This is a genomic window from Epilithonimonas xixisoli (assembly GCF_004365655.1).
GTDB lineage: Bacteria > Bacteroidota > Bacteroidia > Flavobacteriales > Weeksellaceae > Epilithonimonas > Epilithonimonas xixisoli.
This window is the reverse complement of sequence record NZ_SOEO01000002.1, coordinates 364950-387991: the sequence shown is the minus strand read 5'-3', so window position 1 is coordinate 387991 and position 23042 is coordinate 364950. Positions and strand designations below refer to the sequence as shown.

Sequence of the window (23042 nt, the reverse complement as noted above, 5' to 3'; positions counted from 1 at the left end):
TTTTTGATTTCTAATTGAAATTCAGATTTTTCGAGAGAGAAATTTTAAGGAAATTTTAACCAAAATATTTTTAAATGAAGATAGAGAATAAGTCTAAATTTATATCTTTGTAAACTTAATTATTACTGAAAGAAAATGGGTATATTGGATATGTTTACGCAAGAGATTGCGATTGACTTAGGAACTGCGAACACGCTTATAATTCACAATAACAAAATAGTTGTGGATCAGCCTTCTATCGTTGCGATAGAGCGCTCTTCTGGTAAGCCAATTGCGGTTGGTGAGCAAGCAAAACATATGCAAGGGAAGACTCACGAGGACATCAAAACCGTTCGCCCATTGAAAGATGGTGTGATTGCGGATTTCCACGCTTCGGAACACATGATCAAGGAATTCATCAAACAAATTCCGGGTATCAAAGGAAAGTTTTTTCAGCCTGCACTTAGAATCGTGATTTGTATTCCTTCAGGAATTACGGAGGTGGAGAAAAGAGCGGTAAGAGATTCTGCTCAAAAAGTGAATGCAAAAGAAGTTCGTTTGATTTATGAGCCAATGGCCGCTGCAATAGGAGTTGGGATTGATGTTCAGAAACCGGAAGGTAATATGATTATCGATATAGGTGGAGGAACTACGGAAATTGCTGTGGTTGCACTTGGTGGAATCGTTTGTGATAAATCTGTGAAAATTGCAGGTGATGTTTTTACCAATGATATTGCTTATTACTTAAGAACACATCATAATTTATATATCGGAGAAAGAACGGCTGAGAGAATTAAACTTGAAGTTGGTTCTGCTGTTGAAGAATTGGATGTTCCGATTGATGATATTCCTGTACAAGGTCGTGATTTGATTACTGGGAAGCCGAAAGAAATTATGGTCAATTATAAAGAAATTGCCAAAGCTCTTGATAAATCGATTATCAGAATAGAGGATGCGGTAATGGAAACTCTTTCTTTGACTCCTCCAGAATTGGCTGCGGATATCTACAAAACCGGAATCTATCTTGCTGGTGGTGGTGCTCTTTTGAGAGGTTTGGCAGATAGACTTCACAGAAAAACGGGACTTCCTGTTTTCGTGGCAGAAGATCCGTTGAGAGCGGTTGTAAGAGGAACTGGGATTGCTCTTAAGAATATGGATAAATTCAATTTCCTTATTAAGTAATTAATTTTTTTCGAGGTCTTTTTTTAGATGGGTAATTTGCTGAGATTTTTTTCCAAGAATGCACTATTTGTATTCTTCATATTCTTGCAATTGGTTTCAATTGTATTGATATTCAGCAAGAACTCTATGCAGCAAAGTTTTTTGGCGGCAAAAACGGCGGCTTTCAATTCGTGGGTTTCCGGTTATATCGACGAAGGAACTTCTTACCTGAAATTAAAACAAATCAACGAAGACCTTGTTTCTCAAAATAAAGCTTTGATGATTCAACTTTACGGAAAAGATAAGGTTGAAAAACCGAATTTCCGAAGAGTTTACGACACGATTGGAGGCGGACAAATCTATACTTTTGTAGATGGAGAAGTTGTTTTCAATAGCATCAACAGAAGAGATAATTATTATACTATCAATCGAGGTCGTGTGCACGGTGTGGGTTCTAATATGGGTGTTATTGCGCCAAACGGAATTGCCGGAATTGTCATCAATACAACCGATAATTACGCATTAGTAAAATCGATTTTGAGTGTTAATAAGATTAAAATCAGTGCGTCGCTTAAAAAATCTGGTTATTTCGGGACTTTGTCTTGGAAAGGCGATGATACGAGAACGATGACACTTTCTGATATTCCAAAATATGTTCCGCTAAAAGTTGGTGATACTGTGGTTACAGATGGCAAATCTTCTATTTTCCCAGCGGGAATCCAAGTGGGGACGATTGCAGGTTTTGAAGTGGATAGCAAAACTGGATTCTGGGACATTTCTGTAGAACTCAGCGAAAAAATTGGGAAACTTAGCAAAGTGTATGTTGTTCGGAATCTGAAAAAGTCAGAAGTTCAGAAAATCGATGATTCTTTAAAAGTTCAAATTACGAAAGATGGTCAGTAGAAACGTTGTCTCAGATCTTGCATTGATCGCAATTTTAACGGCTTTTCAAATCTTCATTCTGAATAGAATTGCGCTATTTGGGCAATATATTCCTGTGCTTTATCCTGTTTTTGTGATGTTTTATCCGTTCTTCAGAAACAGATTTCATTTTTTGGCTTTAAGTTTTATTTTAGGATTATGTGTTGATGCTTTTCTTGGAACTTGGGGAATCAATGCTTTTGCAACAACAGTTGTCGCTTATTTTAGGACCATTATATTCAGAACTTCCACAGATACGACTACGGATTTTTTCTCTTTCCAAAGTATCCAATGGACGCAGTTTATATTTTTTATTGTCACCAGTATTTTCATTCATCAACTTTTGGTACAATACATCGAATTCTTTAAGTTCGACAGGTTTTTTGAAATTTTATTTAATGTAATAGTTACCAGTATAATTTCGTTTGTATTTATATTAGCCTATACATTAGCATTTAAAATCAAACAAAAAGTCTGAACCCGAAAGAATGTCTGTCAAAAAACAAAAAATACTTTCTCTGATATCCGAGTTGCGTGTGTTCTTTGAAAAGATTTAAAAACACCAATGAAACCACAATATCTCAAAATCACGCTCATCCTTTCTATACTTGCAGTTATTTTTATTGCAAGACTTTCATATTTACAACTATTCACAGATCGTTATGCACTGAACGCAGCTAATACATCTATTAAAATTGAATATATCATCCCACCAAGAGGTGTTATTTTTGACCGAAATGGAAAAATATTGGTTGGGAATCAGCCTGCTTTTGAGATTTCTTACACTGCAGCTCTTTTGAAACCGGATTTCGATACAATTGGCTTTTGTAAATTATTGGGAATTACTGAAGCGGAATTTGCGAAGACCATAAAAAATATCGAAAAGGAAAAATACTACTCCAAGCTAACGCCGATGACTTTTATGAAAAATCTAAGTCGGGAAGAAATGGCAAGAATTCAGGAATTGATTTTCAAATATCCAGCTTTTAGTATTGTTCCACGTCCACAAAGACAATATGAGGTCAACACGTCCGGAAATCTTTTGGGTTACACCAATCAGGTGAATGATGCTGATATTAAAAAAGATTCGACATATTATCTGCCGGGAGATTTTGTAGGGAAAAGTGGTGTTGAAAAATCTTATGAAAAACAACTTCGAGGCGAAAAAGGAATGAAGTATATCCAAAAAGACATCCGCCAAAGAAGCATTGGTTCCTATAAAAATGGAGAATTGGACAAAGAAGTTGTTACCGGAAAAGATTTAACTTTAACCATCGACTACGATTTGCAAAGAATGGCTCAGGAAATGCTCGTGAACAAGCACGGTGCGGTTGTAGCACTCGACCCAAATAATGGCGAAATCCTAACGATGGCAACTGGTCCAGACATCGATCCGAATCTATTCACGGGTCCAAACAAATCTCGAAATCTTTACAGATTAGCCAACGATACCATCTTTGAAAATAAACCAACTTTTGACAGATCGATCCAGGCAGCTTATCCTCCAGGATCAACTTTCAAATTATTGACGGCGCTTGCAGCAATGGAAATGGGAGTAATGACAGATAAAACAATTTACCCTTGTGGAAGAGGATTTTTCTACCGCGGTAAAAGTATAAAAGGTCACGGTGGAGCAGATCCTTTGATTCCATCGATACAGGTTTCTAGCAACTGCTATTTTACTTACGCTTATATTTCGATTATTAAAAAATATCCAGGGAATCCATCAAAAGGTGTAGATGAATGGAAAAAGATTATGAACAGTTTTGGCGTTGGAGAATTTCTTAACAATGACTTGGCTGTTGGTGCAAAAGGTAGAATCCCTTCAGGAGAATTCTATGAAAAAAGAATGAAATCCATCTATAAAGCAAGTGGCTCAAAAAGAACAGATTTCAAAAACTGGGACGAGATGCCGACGGGAGCTATTTATAATGGTATGGGGCAAGGAGATGTTCTTCTCACGCCTCTTCAAATGGCAAACTTCGTAGGAGCAATTGCCAACAAAGGCTGGTATTACACACCTCATATCGTCAAATCTATAGATGGAAAACCAAATCCAGATCCTAGATTCAAAAAGAAACACAAGACGTTGGTTCAAAATCCTCAATTCTATAATGCAGTTCTACAAGGGATGGAGGCTGTAATGTTGCGAGGAACCGGAAGGAGTTTGAAGTCTAATGATTTTACACAACTAGCAAAAACTGGAACGGCGCAGGTTCCACAAGGTAAAGATAATTCGATTTTTGTATTGATTGCGCCAGCAGATAAACCGAAAATTGTAGTTGTGGCCGTGATGGAACACGCTGGTTTTGGAGCAACTTGGGCTGGTCCTGCCTGTACCGTGATTGCAGAAAAATATATCACGGGAGAACTTAAGCGAGAAAATCTCTACAAAAAAATGGTCACTTCTAGCTTTATGCCAGAATATAAAAGACAATACATTTCTGAAATGAAGAGAAAAGGCTGGTACAAAGAACCTCCAAAGGATACAGCGAAACTAAAAAGAATCAAAGACAGCCTGCAAGCCATCGAAAACAAAAAACTCAAAAAAGACAGTTCCAAAGTTAAACCTATAAAATCCAAAACATAATGAAGTGGGCAGAAGGGATAGATAAACTAGGTATTACACTTTATATATTACTGTGCGTTTTCGCAATCTTAAACATCTACAGTGTAAAGGAAGATTTAGGGCAAAAACAATTGATATTTTTCGGAATTTCTTTGTTTGTAGGATTCATTATTTTCTTAATGCGAACTAAGTTTTTTGAGAATATGTCGCCGATTATTTATGTTGGTGGCGTTTTGCTTTTAATTGGATTATTTCCTTTTGGAACAGAGATTTTAGGTCAAAAAAACTGGTACAAATTCGGTGGATTTACAATGCAACCTGTGGAGTTTGCCAAGATAGGAACCGCTCTAATGTTAGCCAACTACGTTTCCAATCCGGATTTTAATATTAATCATAACAAAGACCTTTACATCTCTCTTGCTATTGTAGCAATTCCCGGCGTTGTCGTTTTGATGATTCCCGATGTTGGGTCGCTTTTGGTTTTCATTGCATTTGCGATTGCATTGTACAGAGAAGGACTTTCTGGTAAACTTTTTATTGTCGGAACATTGTTTGCTGGCGTTTTTCTAATAGCCAATTATCTGAATGATCCATTAGGCTGGAGTTTGTGGTATTTTGCTGTATTCATATTAGCTGTGGGTGCGATTTGGTTTGCCTTTAATGCATTTGCTTTGCGTCGGAATATTTATTCGCTTTTGCCATCGGTAGGAATTATCATTGGCTTGGTGGCATTGTCGATGATTTCTCCTGTGATATTCGAAAAGCTTCCAAAACACCAGCAGGAAAGGGTAGAAGTACTTTACAAAGGCGAAAGAGAGTTCCGAGATACTTCTGGTTACAACTTATTATATTCCAAAACTGCAATTGGCTCTGGCGGAATGACGGGGAAAGGTTATAAACAAGGATCCGTGACGCAAGGGAAATTCGTTCCTGAGCAGGAAACCGATTATATTTTTTGTACCGTTGGGGAAGAATGGGGATTTTTGGGAAGTACTATTCTAATTATTTGTTATACCTTATTTATAGGGAGGATTTACTATTTGGCGGAGAATCAGAAATCTACTTTTAATCGGGTTTTTGGATATAGTTTCGCCTCGGTTTTATTGATTCACTTTGCCATCAATCTTGGGATGGTAATGGGACTTTTCCCTACGGTTGGGATTCCGTTGCCGTTTTTTAGTTATGGTGGAAGTTCGCTTTTGGCATTCTCGATAATGACTTTTATTTTCTTTAAACTGAATTACGCTGACAAAAACAGCCTCGTGTAAAAAACGAAGCTGAATTTTTTATCAATGCAATCTTACCAATATGCCACGTAGTGGCTGACTGTTAATAGCGTCGGGTGAAACCCGATGTGCATTAGCAATCATTTCCCAGAACCCAGAATGGGTTCAATATTTTAAATTTAATTCTTTACCAAAACCAAATATTCCCAAGGTTTCAAAGTAATATTTGTCTTGTTTGACAAAGTAAAAACCCTTTCAGAGTTCAAAACTCTGAAAGGGTTGTATAGTGAAACTTTGTTTTGATGACAAAGCTCTCTTTTATTGTTTAAACCCGCGCCCCGACTTGAGCGGAAATCCTTTTTTGCTTGTACTCAAGTTCCTATTTAGATTGAAATCGTCTGCAAAAAAGATTGGGAGCCCTTCGACAAGCTCTGGATAAACTACAGGCGGATAAAGGCGCCCAAAATTCTATTCTAAGAATACATTTGCTCCTGCAATTCCTTGATTTTTTTGTCTGATAGATATTCGTCGTAAGTCATATCTCTGTCGATGATTCCTTTCGGCGTCAACTCGATGATTCTGTTACAAACTGTTCCCAACAATTCGTGGTCATGAGAAGATAATAGAAGATTACCTTTGAAGTTGTTCAATGAGTTATTCAATGTGGTGATACTTTCCAAATCTAAGTGATTCGTAGGCTCATCAAGCAAAAGAACATTCGCTTTCTGAAGCATCATTCTACTGAACATACAACGCATTTTCTCACCTCCAGAAAGAACTTTACAAGACTTAAGCGCTTCGTCTCCTGAGAAAAGCATTCTTCCCAAGAAACCTCTCATAAATTCTTCGTGACGCTCTTCATCATTCTTCGTGAATTGTCTCAACCAATCTACCAAATTGTAGTCACTTTGGAAGAAAGTCGTATTATCCAACGGCATATAAGATTGATTGGTTGTAACTCCCCAAGCTACATTACCTTTGTCAGCTTCAATATTCCCAGCAAGAATTTCAAAAAATTCTGTAATTGCCAAAGAGTTTCTAGAAAGAACAGCTACTTTGTCGCCTTTTTTAAGATTAAGGTCAACGTTTGTGAATAGCAATTCGCCGTCTTTTGTTTTTTCAAGACCTTTTACATCTAGGATTTGATCTCCAACTTCTCTTTCTGTATCGAAAATAATCGCAGGATAACGACGAGAAGAAGGTTTAATGTCATCGATATTCAACTTGTCAATCATCTTCTTACGAGCCGTTGCTTGTTTAGCTTTCGCTACGTTTGAGCTAAATCTCGCGATGAAATCCTGTAATTCTTTCTTCTTGTCTTCTGCTTTTTTGTTAGCTTGAGCTCTTTGTCTTGTTGCTAACTGAGAAGCCTGATACCAGAAAGAGTAGTTACCTGTGTAAAGATTCAATTTAGCATAATCCAAATCTCCGATATGCGTACAAACCGTATCTAAGAAGTGACGGTCGTGAGAAACTACGATTACCGTATTTTCATAATCTGCCAAGAAATCTTCCAACCAAGCGATTGTAGCGATGTCCAAATCATTGGTAGGCTCATCCAAAATCAATACGTCTGGATTACCAAACAAAGCCTGAGCTAATAGAACTCTTACCTTGTCTTTATTTTCCAATTCGCTCATCAATTGATAATGCATATCTTCCGATATACCAACATTTGAAAGCAATGTTTGTGCATCAGCTTCAGAATTCCATCCGCCCATTTCATCGTAGATTACGCCCAATTCACCAGCTTTGATTCCATCTTCGTCTGAGAAATCTTCTTTTGCATAAAGCGAGTCCATCTCTTCTTTGATTTCGAAAAGCCTTTTGTTTCCTCTAAGAATCGTTTCAAGAACAGTGAAGTTATCATAAGCAAAGTGATCCTGCTCTAGGACAGACATTCTTTTTCCATTTTCCAAAGAAACGTGTCCGGACGTTGGGTCTTGTTTTCCACTTAATATTTTAAGGAAAGTCGATTTTCCGGCACCATTTGCACCGATGATACCGTAGCAATTTCCTTTTGTGAATTTTATATTAACTTCGTCAAAGAGTACTCTTTTGCCGAACTGTAGAGATATATTAGATACTGTTAACATATAGTTTTGTAAATTTGTGCAAAAATACGAAAATAAGTTGGGATGATGAAAAGCCAATCCTTATATTAATGTAACACAATGAAAATAGAAAAAACTGTTAATATATTTAACAAACGTGCCCGCTTCGAATATGAGATTCTGGATGAGTATGAAGCAGGAATTGTATTGACCGGAACCGAAATAAAATCACTCAGATCTTCTAAGTCATCCATCACGGAAAGCTTCTGCCAGTTCATTGACGATGAACTCTATGTCATTAATATGATGATAGATGAGTACAAATTAGGAACTTTTTACAACCATAAAACAAAAAGGGAACGAAAGTTGCTACTGCATAATTACGAATTACAAAAACTTAAAAAAAAGTTAAAGGATGTTGGCAATACAGTAATTCCATTGAAACTCTATATCAACCAAAACGGCAAGGCAAAATTGCTTATATCACTAGCTCGAGGCAAAAAGTTGTTTGATAAAAGAGAAGCTATAAAAGATAGAGAGAACAAGGTTAACATTCAGCGGTTATTAAAGAAAAGTTAAAAAAACTTTGTTTATAAAGAAAAATTATATTTATTTTGCATTATCAATTATTTAATCATTTAATTCTATGAAAAATCTAAAATTAGGAATTACAGCATTGGCACTTACTGTTGCTTCTACTGTTTTTGCGCAAACTACTACCAACCCTTGGGTGATAGGTGTAGGTGCTCATGGAGTGAATCACGTTGCTCAAAGAAATAATTTCAGCAATACATTCTCTTTAAGAAATTTTGAACAAAACCTATTCGGAGTATCTAAGTATTCTATTACTCCACCATTATCTAAATTGACGGTTGCAAGAAGCCTTAGTAAAGGTATCGTACTTGACTGGCAAACGACTGTAGGAAATGTTGATAACAAAAGATTTGCTATGGAAAAAGAATTTTTCCTAATGACAGGTCTTGGTTTGCAATTCAAAGGTGCAGGTCTTCTTTGGGACGAAGAGTCTTGGTTTGACCCATATTTGAGAGTAGGTGCTAACTATTTAAGACATGATTATTCAGGAATGTCTTTCCCAGTTACAGATACTAAAGCTACAGTAGGTGGAGGAACTTATAATGCTTTCAACGAAGATGGAGATGCAGGAAAAGCTAACCACTTCACAGTAAGTACAGGTGCAGGTATTAACTTCTGGGTAACTAAAAACTTCGGTTTGGGTGTTCAAGGAGATTATGTATCAACTCCAATCGATAAATCAGGAATTGCTAACTTCTGGCAAGCTTCTGCTTCATTGTTGTTCAGATTTGGTAACACAGATAGAGATAAAGACGGAATTCCAGATAAGGAAGATGCTTGTCCAGATGTACCAGGTTTACCAGAATTCCAAGGATGTCCTGACACTGATGGAGATGGTATCCCAGACAAAGACGATCAATGTCCAGATGTAGCAGGTCCAAAAGAAAACAACGGTTGTCCTTGGCCAGATACTGACGGAGATGGTGTATTAGATAAAGATGATGCTTGTCCAGATGTTGCTGGTCCAGCTGAAAACAAAGGTTGTCCTTGGCCAGATACTGACGGAGATGGTGTATTAGATAAAGATGATGCTTGTCCAGATGTTGCTGGTCCAGCTGAAAACAAAGGTTGTCCTTGGCCAGATACTGACGGAGATGGTGTATTAGATAAAGATGATGCTTGTCCAGATGTTGCTGGTCCAGCTGAAAACAAAGGTTGTCCTTGGCCAGATACTGACGGAGACGGAGTATTAGACAAAGATGATGCTTGTCCTACAGTTCCAGGTCTTGCTCAATACCAAGGTTGTCCTAAACCAGCTTCAGTTTATGGTGAAGAAGCAACAGGAGCTCTTACAAATCTATTGTTTGACTTCAACAAAGCTACTTTGAGACCTGAGTCTGCTGGAAAAATTGAACAAGCTGCAAGTATCCTTAATGGTGCTAAAGATGCAACATTCTTAGTGACTGGTCACACAGATGCTAAAGGTGCTGAAGCTTATAACTTGAAACTTTCTAGACAAAGAGCTGCTTCTGTAGTTGCTGCGTTAGAAGCTAAAGGTGTTAATCCAAGCCAATTGAAATCTATTGGAGTTGGAGAAAGAGATGCTAAAGTTTCTGAGAAGGCTACTGATGCTGAAAGACAAGCTGATAGAAGAGTAGTAGTAGAAGCTGTAAACGGCGCTGCTTGGGAAGCTCTTCAAAAATCTGACCTTCCAGTAGTTGAGAAGAAAGTAGTTAAAAAAGCTCCGGCTAAGAAAAAAGCTACTAAAAAAAGAAAATAATTAATCATTATTTCTAAATATAAATACCTCCAATTTTATTGGAGGTATTTTTTTTGTTTCCATATTTCTGTACTTTTGTAGTATAAAATAAAAACTGTAATGGGAAGAGCATTCGAATATAGAAAAGCTTCAAAAATGGCCAGATGGGATAAGATGGCAAAAACATTTTCAAAAATTGGAAAAGATATAGCTTTGGCAGTAAAAGCTGGTGGTCCTGATCCAGATTCTAATCCAGCTCTTAAAAGATGCATCCAAAATGCGAAAGGTGCTAATATGCCTAAAGACAATGTCGAAAGAGCAATTAAAAAAGCAAGTGGCGCAGATGCGGAAAACTATGAGGAAATCACTTATGAAGGTTATGGACAAGGCGGAGTTGCTTTCTTTGTAGAATGTACAACAAACAATCCTACGAGAACAGTAGCGAACGTAAGGGCTATTTTCAACAAGTTTGATGGTAATCTTGGAAAGAATGGAGAGCTTGCTTTTATCTTTGATAGAAAAGGGATTTTCACAATCGATTTAGCTCAGATCAAGATGGATTGGGATGACTTCGAAATGGAAATGATCGACGGTGGAGCAGAAGATGTAGAGAAAGATGAAGAAGAAGTAATGATCACGACTGCTTTCGAAGACTTCGGTTCATTATCTCACAAATTAGAAGAGTTAGGAATCGAGGCTAAAAGTGCTGAATTACAAAGAATCCCAAACAACACAAAGGAAATGACCGAAGATCAATTCAAAGCTAATATGAAGATGCTGGAACGTTTTGAAGAAGACGATGATGTTCAAAACGTTTTCCATAATATGGAATTTACAGATGAACAATTAGAATCACTTTAATTCTTAAACATAAAAAATCCCAACTGAAAAGTCGGGATTTTTTTATTTTATAAAACGCTTTTTAAATTATGCGTTTGGCTCAACAGATACAAAAGATCTATTGTTTGCTTTCTTTCTGAAAACTACAGTACCGTCAACAAGAGCGTGCAAAGTGTGATCTTTACCCATTCCTACGTTTTCACCTGGGTGGTGTTGCGTACCTCTCTGTCTGATGATGATGTTCCCTGCAATTGCAGACTGTCCTCCGAAAATCTTCACACCCAATCTTTTAGAATGAGATTCTCTACCGTTCTTGGAACTACCAACTCCTTTCTTATGTGCCATTTTGTTTTAAGCTTTTTTGGGTTAATAATTATTCAGCAGTTTCGCTGGTTTCTGTTACTTCAGCTTTAGCAGCTTTCTTAGGAGCAGCTTTTTTAGCCTCTTTTTTCGCACCGTCAAAACCAGTGATAGAAACAACCTGGATTTGAGTTAATTGTTGTCTGTGACCATTTTTCTTAGCATAACCTTTTCTTCTTTTCTTTTTGAAAACGATTACTTTGTCAGCTTGAACGTGGTCAAGAATTTCTACTTCTACGGCGATACCGTTTACAGCCGGGGCACCTACAGTTACTGCGCCGTTTACAGTAAGAAGAACTTTATCAAAAGAAACTTTCGCTCCTTTGTCTCCTTTCAAACGGTTCACAAACAACTTTTGGTTTTGCTCAACTTTGTATTGAAGCCCTGCTATTTCTACAATTGCAAACATTGTTTATAAATTTTATATTATTCGAGGTGCAAAAGTACAATTATTCTTTCTAAAACACAAACACTTATCACAAACTTTTTAATAATTATAATTTGGGCAGCTTTATCCGCCTTCCGTTCCCAATCTTTTTGCCTAAGCTTTACCTGCTACAAAAAAGGATTTCCACTCAAGTCGGGCTGCAGGTTGTACAAAAGTTCACCATTAAAATAAAATCGACGTTTGTCTTTTAGTTCGAATTTCAACTTAATCTGCAATATTTGCAAAATCTGCGAGAAACCTTGAGTTGCTAATATCTTTTAAGCGAAGAGCTTTTGTGACCTTAAAGCAATTAGTATTTCAAAAAAACTTAGTGCACTTTGTGTTCCAATTTTCAATATCAAAAAATCTAACTTCTAACCTCTAATATGTAAAAGAATACTTATAAATTTGACAATTGAAAATTTCATCAATGCTAAATTTCATCAAGAAAAATATTGCACTCATTTGGGCAAAAAAACATATCGAAAAATCCAAGAGTTTCAAAACCAACGCGATTCAGAATCAGCAGGATTTGCTTTTAGATTTGGTAAAAACAGCGGGCAAAACATTATTCGGAAGAGAACATCAATTCGAAACGATAAAGTCGATTGAAGATTTTCAAAAGAATGTTCCGATTGCCGATTATGAGGATTTAAAACCTTACATCGAGAAAGTAAAAAAGGGACAATCCAAAATTCTTTGGCCAGACTTGCCAGAATATTTTGCGAAAACCTCGGGAACAACTTCCGGCGCCAAATATATTCCGATTTCCAAAGAAGCAATGCCTTTTCAGATTGCAGGAGCTCAAAGCGCTTTGTTTCATTATATCGAAAAGAAAAACAATGCAGATTTCGTTGTAGGAAAAATGATTTTCCTACAAGGTTCCCCAGAGCTGGAAGAAGTCAACGGCATCAAAAATGGTAGATTGTCCGGAATTGTTGCACATCATATTCCAAATTATCTTCAAAAAAACAGATTGCCAAGCTTGGAAACCAACTGCATCGAAGATTGGGAAACCAAAATCGATAAAATAGTAGAGGAAACCGAGAAAGAAAATATGACCTTGATTTCCGGAATTCCGCCTTGGCTCATAATGTATTTTGAAAAACTGATTGACCGGAACGGAAAAAAAATCACAGAGATTTTCCCAAATCTTCAATTAATAATAACTGGAGGTGTCAATTACGAACCTTATCGAGATAAGATGAATGAGTTGCTAGGAAAACCCGTCGATATTGTTCAGACTTTTCCAGCGTCGGAAGGTTTCTTTGCGTTTCAAGATGATTATACAAAAGAAGGATTGTTGCTTTTGACCAATCACGGAATTTTCTATGAATTCATTCCTTTAGAGCAATATGGAAAACCTAATGCAGAACGATTAACTCTGAAAGACATCGAACTCAATAAAGATTACGCTTTGATTCTGACGACCAATTCTGGGCTTTGGGCTTATTCTATTGGAGATGTTGTTAGGTTTATCGATAAAAATCCTTACCGAATTTTAGTTTCAGGAAGAACAAAACATTTCACTTCCGCTTTTGGTGAACACGTGATTGCATTTGAGGTAGAAGAAGCGTTGAAGGCAACGGTTGAAAAATTCCCAGCACAAATCACAGAATTCCATCTCGCGCCACAAGTGAATCCTGCGGAAGGTTTGCCTTACCACGAATGGTTCATCGAGTTTGAAAAAGAACCAGAAAGTTTCGAAACTTTCAAATCTGAATTGGATTTGCAACTCAGAAAACGAAATACTTATTACGACGATTTGATTTCAGGGAATATTCTGCAACCTTTGGTAATTGCAAAACTTAAGAAGAATGCGTTTCAGGATTATGCTAAATCTGAAGGAAAATTGGGCGGACAAAATAAAATTCCGAGATTGGCGAATGATAGAAAGATTGGCGATTTTCTTTCTGATTTTAAATCGTAATCGAATTTTAAAACTTTGTCAAAGATTTGGAACTTTGACAAAGCTAATGATAGTAAAGTTAAAGTGGATATTTTGATAGAAACTGTTGTTTGGATGAGGAACCCATAGCCCCGATAGAAGCGACATCCTTTTTTGTTTTTCTACTTAATTTCTACTGATGAATAATCGTCGTAAACAAAAAAAATACAGCGGATAGCGGGATTAAGCTCCAAAAAATATTTGCCCGAAATTAAAGGCAATTAATGGCTATCTCTTACATTTGCAGGATGATTTCGATAACGCCACTCCGAGTTTTAAAAAATATAGAATTTCGTCATCTTTTAACAGGTCGATTTTTTCTGATTATCGCATTCCGGATGCTGGCGACTTTGCTCGGCTGGTGGGTTTATCAATTGACAAAAGACCCATTTTCTATCGGATTAATCGGGCTTTCGGAGGTTGTTCCTGCGGTTTCTTGCGCACTTTATGCTGGTCACGTGATTGATATGAACGAGAAAAAGCGATTGCTGTTGATTTGCAATTATGCGTATGTGGTTTTGATAAGTTTGCTTTTGATTCCAGCGTTTTTTGGACATCAAATGCATTTTGACGGTCACGAAATTACCTATTTTATTTACGCTGTCATTTTCTTTACTGGGATTTGTCGGTCGTTTTTGGGGCCGCTGGTTCCTAGTATGATTCCTAGGATTGTGAAGGCGGAAAATCTGCCTTATGCTGTGACATTGAATCAGGCGACGTTTTTGGTGGCGTCGGTTTCGGGTCACGCTTTGGGAGGTTTTCTGATTGCTTTGATTACGATAAAATGGACGTTGGTGGTGATTGTGAGTTGTATGGTTTTGTCTTCTTTGTTTTTCTGGACCATCAACAAACAGTTTTCTGAAAATAAGAATAAAGATGTGAAAATCTTCGAAAGTGTGAAGGAAGGTTTGGCGTACATTTATAAAACGAAGGAAATTTTGGGTGCTCAAATGTTGGATATGTTTGCGGTACTTTTTGGTGGCGCGGTGGCAATGATTCCGGTTTTTGCAAGTGATATCCTGAAGGTTGGTTCTGAAGGTTTTGGATTGCTGAACGCGGCGTCAGATATTGGCTCGATGATTATTATCATTACGCTTTCTTTGGTTCCGCTTCGTAAAAATCAAGGGAAGATATTGCTTTTTGTGGCGACTGGTTTTGGACTTTGTATCATTGGATTTGGATTGTCAAAAATGTATTGGTTGTCGTTTGCGTTTCTCGTTTTAAGCGGAATGTTGGACGGAATCAGTGTTGTGATTCGAGGAACGATTGTTCAGTTGAAGACGCCGGAAGAAATCCGTGGGCGTGTTTTGAGCGTTAATTCTATCTTTATAATGTCAAGTAACGAATTGGGACAATTTGAAAGTGGATTGACAGCGAAATTAATGGGCGTTGTCCGTTCTGTGGTTTTTGGTGGGACGATGACTGTTTTGACGGCGTTGTTTATCGGAGCGACTTCTAAGAAGTTGAGGAAGATGGAGTATTAATTGGCTGTTGGCGATTGGCTAATTGCTTTTGGCTTTAAATAAATGTTTTTCTTTTATGAAAAGAGCTTTCACTTTTATAAAATGGATTTTTGTCATTCTAATTGTTTGGTTTTTAATCCATTCGATTTACATTACGATTGATGGATTAACTGATAAACAGGCCAATGCGGATGTTGCAATCGTTCTTGGAAACAAAGTGAATGAAGACGGAACTTTGTCTGAAAGATTGAAAGCCCGTCTTGATAAAAGTATCGAATTATTTAATCAAAAGAGAGTTAAATTAATCATTGTTAGCGGTGGTTTGGGGAAAGAAGGCTTTTGGGAAGGGAAGGAAATGCAGGAGTATTTAATTAATAATAAAATTCCGACCGAAAAAATATTAGTTGATAACTTCGGAAATGATACCGAGAAAACGGTTGAGAATTCGATAAGAATGATGGACAGTTTGAATTTCAAAAGTGCGATTTCGGTTTCTCAATATTTTCATCAGACCAGGACTAAGAAATTATTCAGAAAGAAAGGTTTTGAGAATATCGAAAGCGCAAGTCCGGATTACTTTGAGTTGAGAGATTTTTACTCAATCTTTCGGGAGTTTGTGGCTTATTATAAGGAAGCGATTTAATTGAAATGAAAAAGGAAGCAAAATTTTGCTTCCTTGATTTTTATAATGCTTTTGGATTTCTTCTGTTGTCAAAAAAAGAAACAATTTGAATGTTATTTTTTGAAAATTTATAGGTTAGAGAAAAATTATCTAAAACCAAAACACGTCTTAATTTATTCTTCTTATTTTCTGCGCCGATTTTTGGATTTTCTACAATAAGATTTACTTTTCTTAAAGTTTCGTCTAATAGTTTTTGAGAATAAATATCAGATTTATTATGATTAATCCAATAATTGAATGTGTGGTCAAATTCTTTATTTGCTCGGTTTGTCCATTCTACTTTTCTCATCTACCATAAGATTTCAAGAAATCCTCGTGTGAAATCATTCGTCCTTCTTCAATATCTTTTAATCCTTCTTCTATTAATTCTTTCTCAGTGTCAGATATTTCATCCCACCAATCAGAATCTTCTTTTTTTGAAACCAAAGTCTTGATAAACAAGTGTAATTCTTCCAACCTATTTACGGGAACATCTTTTATTTCTTCGAGAATTGTATTGAGAGTAAGCATCTTGTCTAATTTTTATTAAAATTAATAAAAATATTTTATATCAAACTTCTAATCTTCGCAATCATATCATCGCCCAATTTATCCGCTTCTTCCTGAGAAAATGCCTCAGTATAAATCCTGATAATCGGTTCTGTGTTAGATTTTCTGAGGTGAACCCAATTTTCTGGGAAATCTATTTTTACACCGTCAACGGTTGAGATTTCTTCGTTTTTATATTCTTCCTGAACTTTTATTAGTAAAGCATCAACATCGATATCCGGTGTCAATTCGATTTTCTTTTTACCCATAAAATAACTTGGGTAAGTGGCTCTGAGTTCAGAAACAGTTTTGTTTTCTTTTGCTAAATGAGTTAAAAATAAAGCAACACCCACCAAAGAATCACGTCCGTAATGAAGCTCTGGATAGATGATTCCACCATTTCCTTCGCCACCGATGACGGCATTTTTTTCTTTCATTAATGTCACAACATTCACTTCGCCAACAGCACTTGCAAAATATTCTGAGTCAAGTCCTTTTGCAACATCTCTTAATGCTCGGCTGGAAGAAAGATTCGAAATTGCCACGCCTTTTTTATCTTTCAAAAGATAATCAGCAACGGCAACCAAAGTATATTCTTCGCCAAACATTTCGCCTTTTTCGTCCACCAAAGCCAGTCTGTCAACATCTGGGTCAACCACGATTCCCATATCCGCTTTTTCTTTGATGACCAATTCGCAGATGTCGCCAAGATGCTCTTTCAAAGGTTCTGGGTTGTGAGGGAATTGTCCGTTTGGTTCGCAATACAATTTTACAACTTCAACGCCCAATTTCTCCAAAAGTGGTGGAATGGAAATCCCGCCGGTAGAGTTTACCGCGTCAAGTACAACTTTGAATTTCTTAGCTTTTATCGCCTCAACATCAACTGTTGGCAAATCTAAAATTTGTTTGATATGAATGTCAAAAGCGTCGTCTCTGGTTTCATATTTCCCCAAATCATCCACTTCCGCATAATTGAAATCTTCATTTTCTGCCAAAGCCAAAACTTCTGCACCATTTTCTCCGCTGATGAATTCGCCTTTGTCATTCAATAATTTCAAGGCGTTCCATTGTTTTGGATTGTGAGAAGCGGTTAGGATGATTCCGCCGTCAGCTTTCAATTCAGGAACCATAATTTCTACAGTTGGTGTGGTGGAAAGTCCTAAGTCAACCACATTAATTCCCAAACCTTGCAAAGTCGATGTAACAAGAGAGGAAACCATTTGACCAGAAATCCTCGCATCACGACCGATGACAAGCGTTAAATCTTTTTTATTTTTATTGTTCTGAAGCCAAGTTCCGAATGCCGAAGCAAATTTCACCACGTCCAGCGGAGTCAAGTTATCATTTACTTTTCCGCCAATAGTTCCTCGGATTCCGGAGATTGATTTTATTAATGACATTTTTTAGTTTTAAGGTTTTTTTCTGAGTGCAAATGTATTAAAAAGAAGTGATTTTAAATTTAACCAAAGATTACAACACAGGTATTTTCTCTTGAATTTTATCACACATTTTTTTCACTTTCGCTGGCGGATTCAGTCTGTAACCAATGAAAAAGAGAACGTAGAAATCATTCTCATAAATGTGCGAGCCACTGTCTTCGTAATGATTACCGGCATAATTGAACTTAGAACCGAAAAATATTTTCTCAGAATTATATCCCAAATGTATTCCTGCGCCGAAGTTTTGAGTGAAGTAATTGGCTTTTTCCTTCTCATTTTTATTGACATCATTTTTATAATTACTCCATTTTTTTCCCAATCCACCATACAAATAAGGCGCGATGTTGACTTTTTTTGTGACGAGATAATTGTAATGATAGCCAAGGTCGAGACTCAAATCCAAACGTTTTTCACGAGATTTTATTCCATCTTGAATATCGGAAAACAAAACATATTCATAATTGAATGCAGGAACAAAACTCCCGCTACTTGTCGTCTGCCATTCTTTTTGGTAATAAATTCCTTGAAGAGAAAAATCTTTATTAATGATGTAAGACGTGGAACCACCGAAACTCTGAAATCTCAAATTCGGAAAAGTCAAATATGGGTCTCTGTTTTTTTGCCAGTTAGGAACGTAATCCTGTGTGTTTCTCAAATAATAACCTTTGCTGTTTTTATAAGAAAGTGTTTGGATGATATTCTTTGGAAAGAATCGGATGTTATAACTCGCAAAACTGCTTTTTCCCTTCAAATCGTTGTTGTTTCCAGGGAAAAATTTAGGCGAAAAGGAAATACTCGCACTGATGAATTTGTAATCTATCCCAAATGTCGTATTGATTTGATTGTTGAGCGCCAACCTCGGTGTGACAGCTAGTTCTTTGGAAGTAATGACAAGTTCGTTCGTGTTTGTGTCAATGTTCAGGCGAAGGATTAATTTCTCATCGTACGAAATGACTTTAGTATTGATGCTGTCATTTTGTGCAAATGTAAAAATGCAGAAGTTAAGAAGTAAAAATGTAAAAGTAAGTTTCAATCAGGATTGATTTTCTAAGGCTAAAATTAAGAACTTTTTCGTATCTAATAATTATTTATAACTTTGTAAAAAGCATTTATGGATACAATCGTCGTTCATCCTACAACTCCAGAAGAATCAAAATTTTTAGAAAAACTTTTGAAGAGAATGAAATTTTCTTTTGAGAAAGTGTCTGAAGAAATTGTAAATGTTTCTGTGGCAGAATTGAATTCTATTAATAAAGGAATTGATGAAGCAAATGAAAAGAAATTAATTAGCAGTTCTGATGTTCACGCAAAAGCCAGAGCATTATGTTCGAAATAAAATGGACTCCGGAAGCGGAAAAATTATATTTTGAAACTTTGGAATATTGGATTAATCATAACAAATCCAATTCTTACTCTCTGAAAATCATTGATGAAGTAGAGCGAAAAGAAAAACTGTTAGCAGAGAATCCTTTTATTGGAGCTAAAATTATCGGGGCAAAAGAAGATGTAAGACGAGTTTTGGTCTTGGAAAATTTTTCTATTCATTACAGAATTCAGAAAACAACAATCGAAATCGTCTCTTTTTGGGCAAACAAAAAAGATTTGCCAATTTAAATCTTAAGAACACCCACAATCCGAATCACAACCTTTCCCGTTTTTCTTCTTGGTGAAAGTTTTGATGAACTTTTTAACGCTGAAGTAAATCACTGTCAAAACCAATATCCCGATGATTGCGTACTGAAAGATGAGTGATGTTTCCATTTTTAAATGATGTTTTTTCAGCCTTGTCAAGTTTCGAAACCTTGATAAAGCTTGTTCAGAAAATTAATCTATTTCAAAATTTGATAAACAATTAACGCTGAAAGATAAGCCAAAACTGTCATCGACACAGTTTGCATCAAAGTCCATTTCAAACTTCTGGTTTCTTTGTAAACTACCGCAATTGTGGAAATACATTGCATCGCAAACGCATAAAAAAGTAAAATCGAAACGCCTGTTGCAAAGCTGAAGACCTTTTCACCATTTGGATGAACGTCCAATCTCATTTTCTCTATCAATCGACCTTCTGGCGCTTCCTCGTCCAAACTATATAGCGTGGATAATGTTCCTACGAAAACTTCTCGTGCCGCAAAACTTGTTAAAATCCCGATTCCCATTTTCCAATCGTAGCCCAAAGGTGCAATCGCTGGTTCCATAGAACGACCAATTTTCCCAAGATAAGATTGTTCCAATTTGACGTCTGAAGCAATCGTTTGATTTTTATGTTCCGAAGGTCCAAAATAACTCAAAGTCCATAAGATAATGCTGACCGCAAAAATCACTTTTCCCGCACCAGTGATGAATTCCCAAACTTTACCTAAAACCAATTTGAAATCATAGCCGAACAAAGGCATTTTGTAAGTCGGCAAATCCATTACCAGGAAACTTTTGACTTTGGTTTTGATAACGTATTTTAATATTAATGAAGAAAATAATGACATTCCGAAACCTAAAAGATACATTGCCAAAAGTGCCAAAGCTCTGTATTTGATGCCATAAAAATTCTCGTCAGAAATAATCAACCCAATGATAATACTGTAAACTGGTAATCTCGCAGAACACGTCATAAAAGGCGTTACGAGAATGGTAATCAATCTTTCCTTGATGTTTTCAATATTCCTCGTGGACATAATTGCCGGAATCGCACAAGCCGTTCCGGAGACTAATGGGACAATACTTTTTCCATTGAGTCCAAAAGGTCTTAAGAATCTGTCCATTAGAAAGATAACTCTTGCCATATAGCCAGAATCTTCCAATAGATAAAGAAAATATAGCAAAATCCCAATCTGTGGTGCAAATATGACGATGCCTCCAATTCCTGGGACAATTCCGTTTGAGATTAATGAATTGATTGGACCTTCAGGAAGATTTTCTCCAGAGAAATCAGAAAGCCAACTGAAAGCGCCTTCTATCCAATTCATCGGATATTCTGCCAAAAAGAAAACACTTTGGAATATAATTAATAAAATAAAAAGGAAAACCAAATAACCCCAAATTGGATGAACCAAAATCCGGTCGAGTTTCTCTGTCAACAATTGTTTTTTCTCGGGAGCTTTTTCTGTCGTTTCAGAAATTATTTTGTCGATATTTTGATAACGTCGAACTGTTTCTTGGATTTGAAGTCTTTTCGGAACGTTGCATTTCGCATCTTCTTGGCTGATGATTTCGTTGATTCTTTCAATCTTTCCGAGATAAGTGTCGGCCGCGAGAAGTGTCCAGATTTTATAAAGATTGTGGTCTTTCGTATTTTCTGCAATCTTTTGAACCAAAGCTTTTTGTTCAATCGGAATTTCAAAAGTGCTTTGCGAAGATTTTTTGAATTGATTATTAAAAATAGCTATACGAACTTCATCGATTCCCAAATGTTCCTTCGCGTTCGTTCTTAGAATATCAACATTGAGTTTTTTCGAAAGCTCATCTGTATTGATTTTAATGCCACGTTTTTCAGCTTCATCAATCTGGTTCACGACCATCAAAATCGGAATTCCCAAATCCTGAATTTGCTGAAACAAAAGCAAACTTCGCTTCATATTAATCGCGTCAGCGATGTACAAAACGCCAACGTAATTTTCCTGTTCCTGAATCAAATATCTGGAAAAAATAGCTTCATCTTCGGACGTTGGATAAACGCTGTATGAACCAGGTAAATCTGTAATTTCTACCTCTTCATTTTTATAAGTATAATTTCCGGAAAGACTTGCGACGGTAACGCCAGCGTAGTTTCCTGTTTTCTGTTTTCTGTTGCAAAGGCTATTGAAAAGCGTGGATTTTCCGACATTCGGGTTTCCAACTAATAATATCTGTTTTTGATTTTTCTGATCCTGCATTATCCCAAAACTTCTACTTTGATGAATTTAGCTTCCTGTTCCCGCAATGCGACTCTTGTTTTCTCCGAGCCATATTCTATGTAAAGCGGGCCACCAAATGGCGCCTGATAAAGAACCTGAAATGAGGTTTCCGGAAGAAGTCCCATTTCCAGTATTTTGGTAGGCATCTGCAGGTCATCATTGTCATAACCTGTGATTTTGCCCAATTGATTTTTAGGAAAGCAACACAATTTATCGGGATGTTTATTTTGCAAAATTCATCTTTTTAGAATTGCAAATATAGCTTGTTTTAAATAAATCTAAATAAGGATATTAATCATAAAAAAACCGAGAAGCAATTTCTCGGTTTGTGATTTTATTTTTTCTTCTTCTCTTTTACAACGGGCAATTCTATTGGATTGTCATTCGCATCGTAGAAATCCTTCAACATTTTTTCCTGTTTTTTCACCATTTCTCCGATGCTTACATCACTTCCGGGTAATTTTTGCGACATCATTTCTGGTTTCAACATTGGTCGGATTGTAGCAAAAGGATCTTTTTTGAAGTCTGCAATTGTACTTTCAAATTTGTCTCTGGAAACTTCCACACGCTTTGAAGTTCCTCCAGGCGAGATTTTCTCGATGTAAGACAATTCTTCAAAATTGTCAACTTTCTTATTTCCTTTCAGTTCCCAAGAATAATTCCCGCCGTCATCTTCAATTTTAACGATCAAGCCTGGTAAACCATTGAATTTATAAGGTCCATCTTGGAAAGGTAAGTCTGATGTAAACCAAGCATTCCATTTTCTTCCTCCAAATTCCGTTGTCGCTTTTTGAGTATTATAAGTTCCGATTTTTACTTTTTCGGATGTGATATTCCAATTGAATTTTGTGTTGTCAACATAACCCAATTTCATCGGCGTCATCCCGTTTTGAAGTCCTTCTTCCAAAATTACTTTCATATCGGGATAGACTTTTTCAACTTTGTAAGCAAATTTTGGCATTGTCATAGATTTGGACATATCTTTGAAAATACCAGATTTTTGCATTGCTTCCACCTGAACTTTCATAATAGAATCCTGAGCAACCCAAGTGAAATCTCTGTAAAGTGATTTGTCTTTTGTGATGTCAAGCGTCGTCATCACTTTTTCAATTTTCGCAGAATCTTTTTTCGGTTTGAATGTCAATTCGTAGAAGAATCGATTGGAGGCGGTTTGAGCAAAAACCATTGTTCCAAACATCAAAACTGGAAGAATGAGTAATTTTTTGAGAGATTTCATATTTGATTTTTTTAAATTTTTTGTTTCT

24 protein-coding genes are annotated in these 23042 nt (G+C 36.5%); 13 read left to right on the top strand and 11 right to left on the bottom strand.

What is annotated here, in order from left to right; all coding sequences use genetic code 11:
• Window positions 1–135: 135 nt before the first annotated feature.
• The 5 genes from B0I22_RS09120 to rodA all read left to right on the top strand — a co-directional run bounded on the left by B0I22_RS09120 (window position 136) and on the right by rodA (window position 5898).
• The gene (locus B0I22_RS09120; RefSeq protein ID WP_133944352.1) at window positions 136–1161 is read left to right on the top strand and encodes a rod shape-determining protein; all 1026 of its coding nucleotides are present in this window, start codon (window positions 136–138) and stop codon (window positions 1159–1161) included.
• 27 nt (window positions 1162–1188) lie between these two features.
• The gene (mreC, locus tag B0I22_RS09115; protein WP_133944351.1) at window positions 1189–2043 is read left to right on the top strand and encodes a rod shape-determining protein MreC; all 855 of its coding nucleotides are present in this window, start codon (window positions 1189–1191) and stop codon (window positions 2041–2043) included.
• Entirely contained in the window at window positions 2033–2539 is a 507-nt protein-coding gene (locus B0I22_RS09110; RefSeq protein WP_133944350.1) for a rod shape-determining protein MreD, read from the top strand. Before mreC ends, B0I22_RS09110 begins: the two co-directional genes overlap by 11 nt.
• Before the next feature lie 87 nt (window positions 2540–2626).
• A complete protein-coding gene (locus tag B0I22_RS09105) occupies window positions 2627–4651 on the top strand; it encodes a peptidoglycan D,D-transpeptidase FtsI family protein (protein WP_133944349.1) in 2025 nt (674 codons plus the stop codon).
• A complete protein-coding gene (rodA, locus tag B0I22_RS09100) occupies window positions 4651–5898 on the top strand; it encodes a rod shape-determining protein RodA (protein ID WP_133944348.1) in 1248 nt (415 codons plus the stop codon). Before B0I22_RS09105 ends, rodA begins: the two co-directional genes overlap by 1 nt.
• Before the next feature lie 431 nt (window positions 5899–6329).
• Here rodA and B0I22_RS09095 read toward each other — a convergent pair whose 3' ends face one another.
• On the bottom strand, window positions 6330–7952 hold the full coding sequence (locus B0I22_RS09095; RefSeq protein WP_133944347.1) for an ABC-F family ATP-binding cassette domain-containing protein: 1623 nt from the start codon (window positions 7950–7952) through the stop codon (window positions 6330–6332).
• Between the two features lie 78 nt (window positions 7953–8030).
• Here B0I22_RS09095 and smpB point away from each other — a divergent pair, with 78 nt between their 5' ends.
• The 3 genes from smpB to B0I22_RS09080 all read left to right on the top strand — a co-directional run bounded on the left by smpB (window position 8031) and on the right by B0I22_RS09080 (window position 11064).
• Complete coding sequence (smpB, locus tag B0I22_RS09090) at window positions 8031–8489, top strand: SsrA-binding protein SmpB (protein ID WP_133944346.1); 459 nt, start codon at window positions 8031–8033, stop codon at window positions 8487–8489.
• 67 nt (window positions 8490–8556) lie between these two features.
• A complete protein-coding gene (locus B0I22_RS09085) occupies window positions 8557–10224 on the top strand; it encodes an OmpA family protein (RefSeq protein WP_133944345.1) in 1668 nt (555 codons plus the stop codon).
• A 99-nt stretch (window positions 10225–10323) separates the two neighbouring features.
• Window positions 10324–11064 (top strand): YebC/PmpR family DNA-binding transcriptional regulator, encoded by a 741-nt coding sequence (locus B0I22_RS09080; protein ID WP_133944344.1) that lies wholly within the window; start codon window positions 10324–10326, stop codon window positions 11062–11064.
• 66 nt (window positions 11065–11130) lie between these two features.
• Here B0I22_RS09080 and rpmA read toward each other — a convergent pair whose 3' ends face one another.
• Window positions 11131–11388 carry a 50S ribosomal protein L27 gene (gene rpmA / locus B0I22_RS09075; protein WP_133944343.1) on the bottom strand — a complete coding sequence of 86 codons (258 nt, stop codon included), beginning with the start codon at window positions 11386–11388 and terminating at the stop codon, window positions 11131–11133.
• A gap of 28 nt (window positions 11389–11416) precedes the next feature.
• Window positions 11417–11812: a 50S ribosomal protein L21 gene (gene rplU / locus B0I22_RS09070; protein WP_133944342.1), complete on the bottom strand. Its 396-nt coding sequence runs from the start codon at window positions 11810–11812 to the stop codon at window positions 11417–11419.
• Between the two features lie 448 nt (window positions 11813–12260).
• Here rplU and B0I22_RS09065 point away from each other — a divergent pair, with 448 nt between their 5' ends.
• From B0I22_RS09065 to B0I22_RS09055, 3 genes are all read left to right on the top strand, one after another.
• Window positions 12261–13760, top strand: a complete 1500-nt coding sequence (locus B0I22_RS09065) for a GH3 auxin-responsive promoter family protein (protein ID WP_133944341.1) — start codon at window positions 12261–12263, stop codon at window positions 13758–13760.
• A gap of 266 nt (window positions 13761–14026) precedes the next feature.
• On the top strand, window positions 14027–15262 hold the full coding sequence (locus B0I22_RS09060) for an MFS transporter (protein ID WP_133945141.1): 1236 nt from the start codon (window positions 14027–14029) through the stop codon (window positions 15260–15262).
• A 55-nt stretch (window positions 15263–15317) separates the two neighbouring features.
• On the top strand, window positions 15318–15884 hold the full coding sequence (locus tag B0I22_RS09055) for a YdcF family protein (protein ID WP_133944340.1): 567 nt from the start codon (window positions 15318–15320) through the stop codon (window positions 15882–15884).
• Between the two features lie 40 nt (window positions 15885–15924).
• Here B0I22_RS09055 and B0I22_RS09050 read toward each other — a convergent pair whose 3' ends face one another.
• The 4 genes from B0I22_RS09050 to B0I22_RS09035 form a co-directional block, all read right to left on the bottom strand.
• The gene (locus B0I22_RS09050) at window positions 15925–16212 is read right to left on the bottom strand and encodes a type II toxin-antitoxin system RelE/ParE family toxin (RefSeq protein ID WP_133944339.1); all 288 of its coding nucleotides are present in this window, start codon (window positions 16210–16212) and stop codon (window positions 15925–15927) included.
• Window positions 16209–16433 (bottom strand): hypothetical protein, encoded by a 225-nt coding sequence (locus B0I22_RS09045; RefSeq protein ID WP_133944338.1) that lies wholly within the window; start codon window positions 16431–16433, stop codon window positions 16209–16211. The genes B0I22_RS09050 and B0I22_RS09045 overlap by 4 nt, the downstream gene beginning before the upstream one ends.
• A 35-nt stretch (window positions 16434–16468) precedes the next feature.
• Window positions 16469–17851, bottom strand: coding sequence for a phosphoglucosamine mutase (gene glmM / locus B0I22_RS09040; protein WP_133944337.1), 1383 nt, complete (start codon window positions 17849–17851; stop codon window positions 16469–16471).
• 70 nt (window positions 17852–17921) lie between these two features.
• Entirely contained in the window at window positions 17922–18923 is a 1002-nt protein-coding gene (locus B0I22_RS09035; RefSeq protein WP_133944336.1) for a DUF4421 family protein, read from the bottom strand.
• Between the two features lie 78 nt (window positions 18924–19001).
• Here B0I22_RS09035 and B0I22_RS09030 point away from each other — a divergent pair, with 78 nt between their 5' ends.
• Both B0I22_RS09030 and B0I22_RS09025 read left to right on the top strand, forming a co-directional pair.
• Window positions 19002–19226, top strand: coding sequence for a hypothetical protein (locus tag B0I22_RS09030; RefSeq protein WP_133944335.1), 225 nt, complete (start codon window positions 19002–19004; stop codon window positions 19224–19226).
• Entirely contained in the window at window positions 19214–19504 is a 291-nt protein-coding gene (locus B0I22_RS09025; RefSeq protein WP_133944334.1) for a type II toxin-antitoxin system RelE/ParE family toxin, read from the top strand. The genes B0I22_RS09030 and B0I22_RS09025 overlap by 13 nt, the downstream gene beginning before the upstream one ends.
• A 3-nt stretch (window positions 19505–19507) precedes the next feature.
• Here B0I22_RS09025 and B0I22_RS09020 read toward each other — a convergent pair whose 3' ends face one another.
• The 4 genes from B0I22_RS09020 to B0I22_RS09005 form a co-directional block, all read right to left on the bottom strand.
• On the bottom strand, window positions 19508–19651 hold the full coding sequence (locus B0I22_RS09020) for a FeoB-associated Cys-rich membrane protein (RefSeq protein WP_133944333.1): 144 nt from the start codon (window positions 19649–19651) through the stop codon (window positions 19508–19510).
• A gap of 68 nt (window positions 19652–19719) precedes the next feature.
• Entirely contained in the window at window positions 19720–21756 is a 2037-nt protein-coding gene (feoB, locus tag B0I22_RS09015; protein ID WP_133944332.1) for a ferrous iron transport protein B, read from the bottom strand.
• Entirely contained in the window at window positions 21756–22010 is a 255-nt protein-coding gene (locus B0I22_RS09010; protein WP_133944331.1) for a FeoA family protein, read from the bottom strand. The genes feoB and B0I22_RS09010 overlap by 1 nt, the downstream gene beginning before the upstream one ends.
• A gap of 101 nt (window positions 22011–22111) precedes the next feature.
• On the bottom strand, window positions 22112–23014 hold the full coding sequence (locus tag B0I22_RS09005; protein ID WP_133944330.1) for a GLPGLI family protein: 903 nt from the start codon (window positions 23012–23014) through the stop codon (window positions 22112–22114).
• Window positions 23015–23042: the final 28 nt, after the last annotated feature.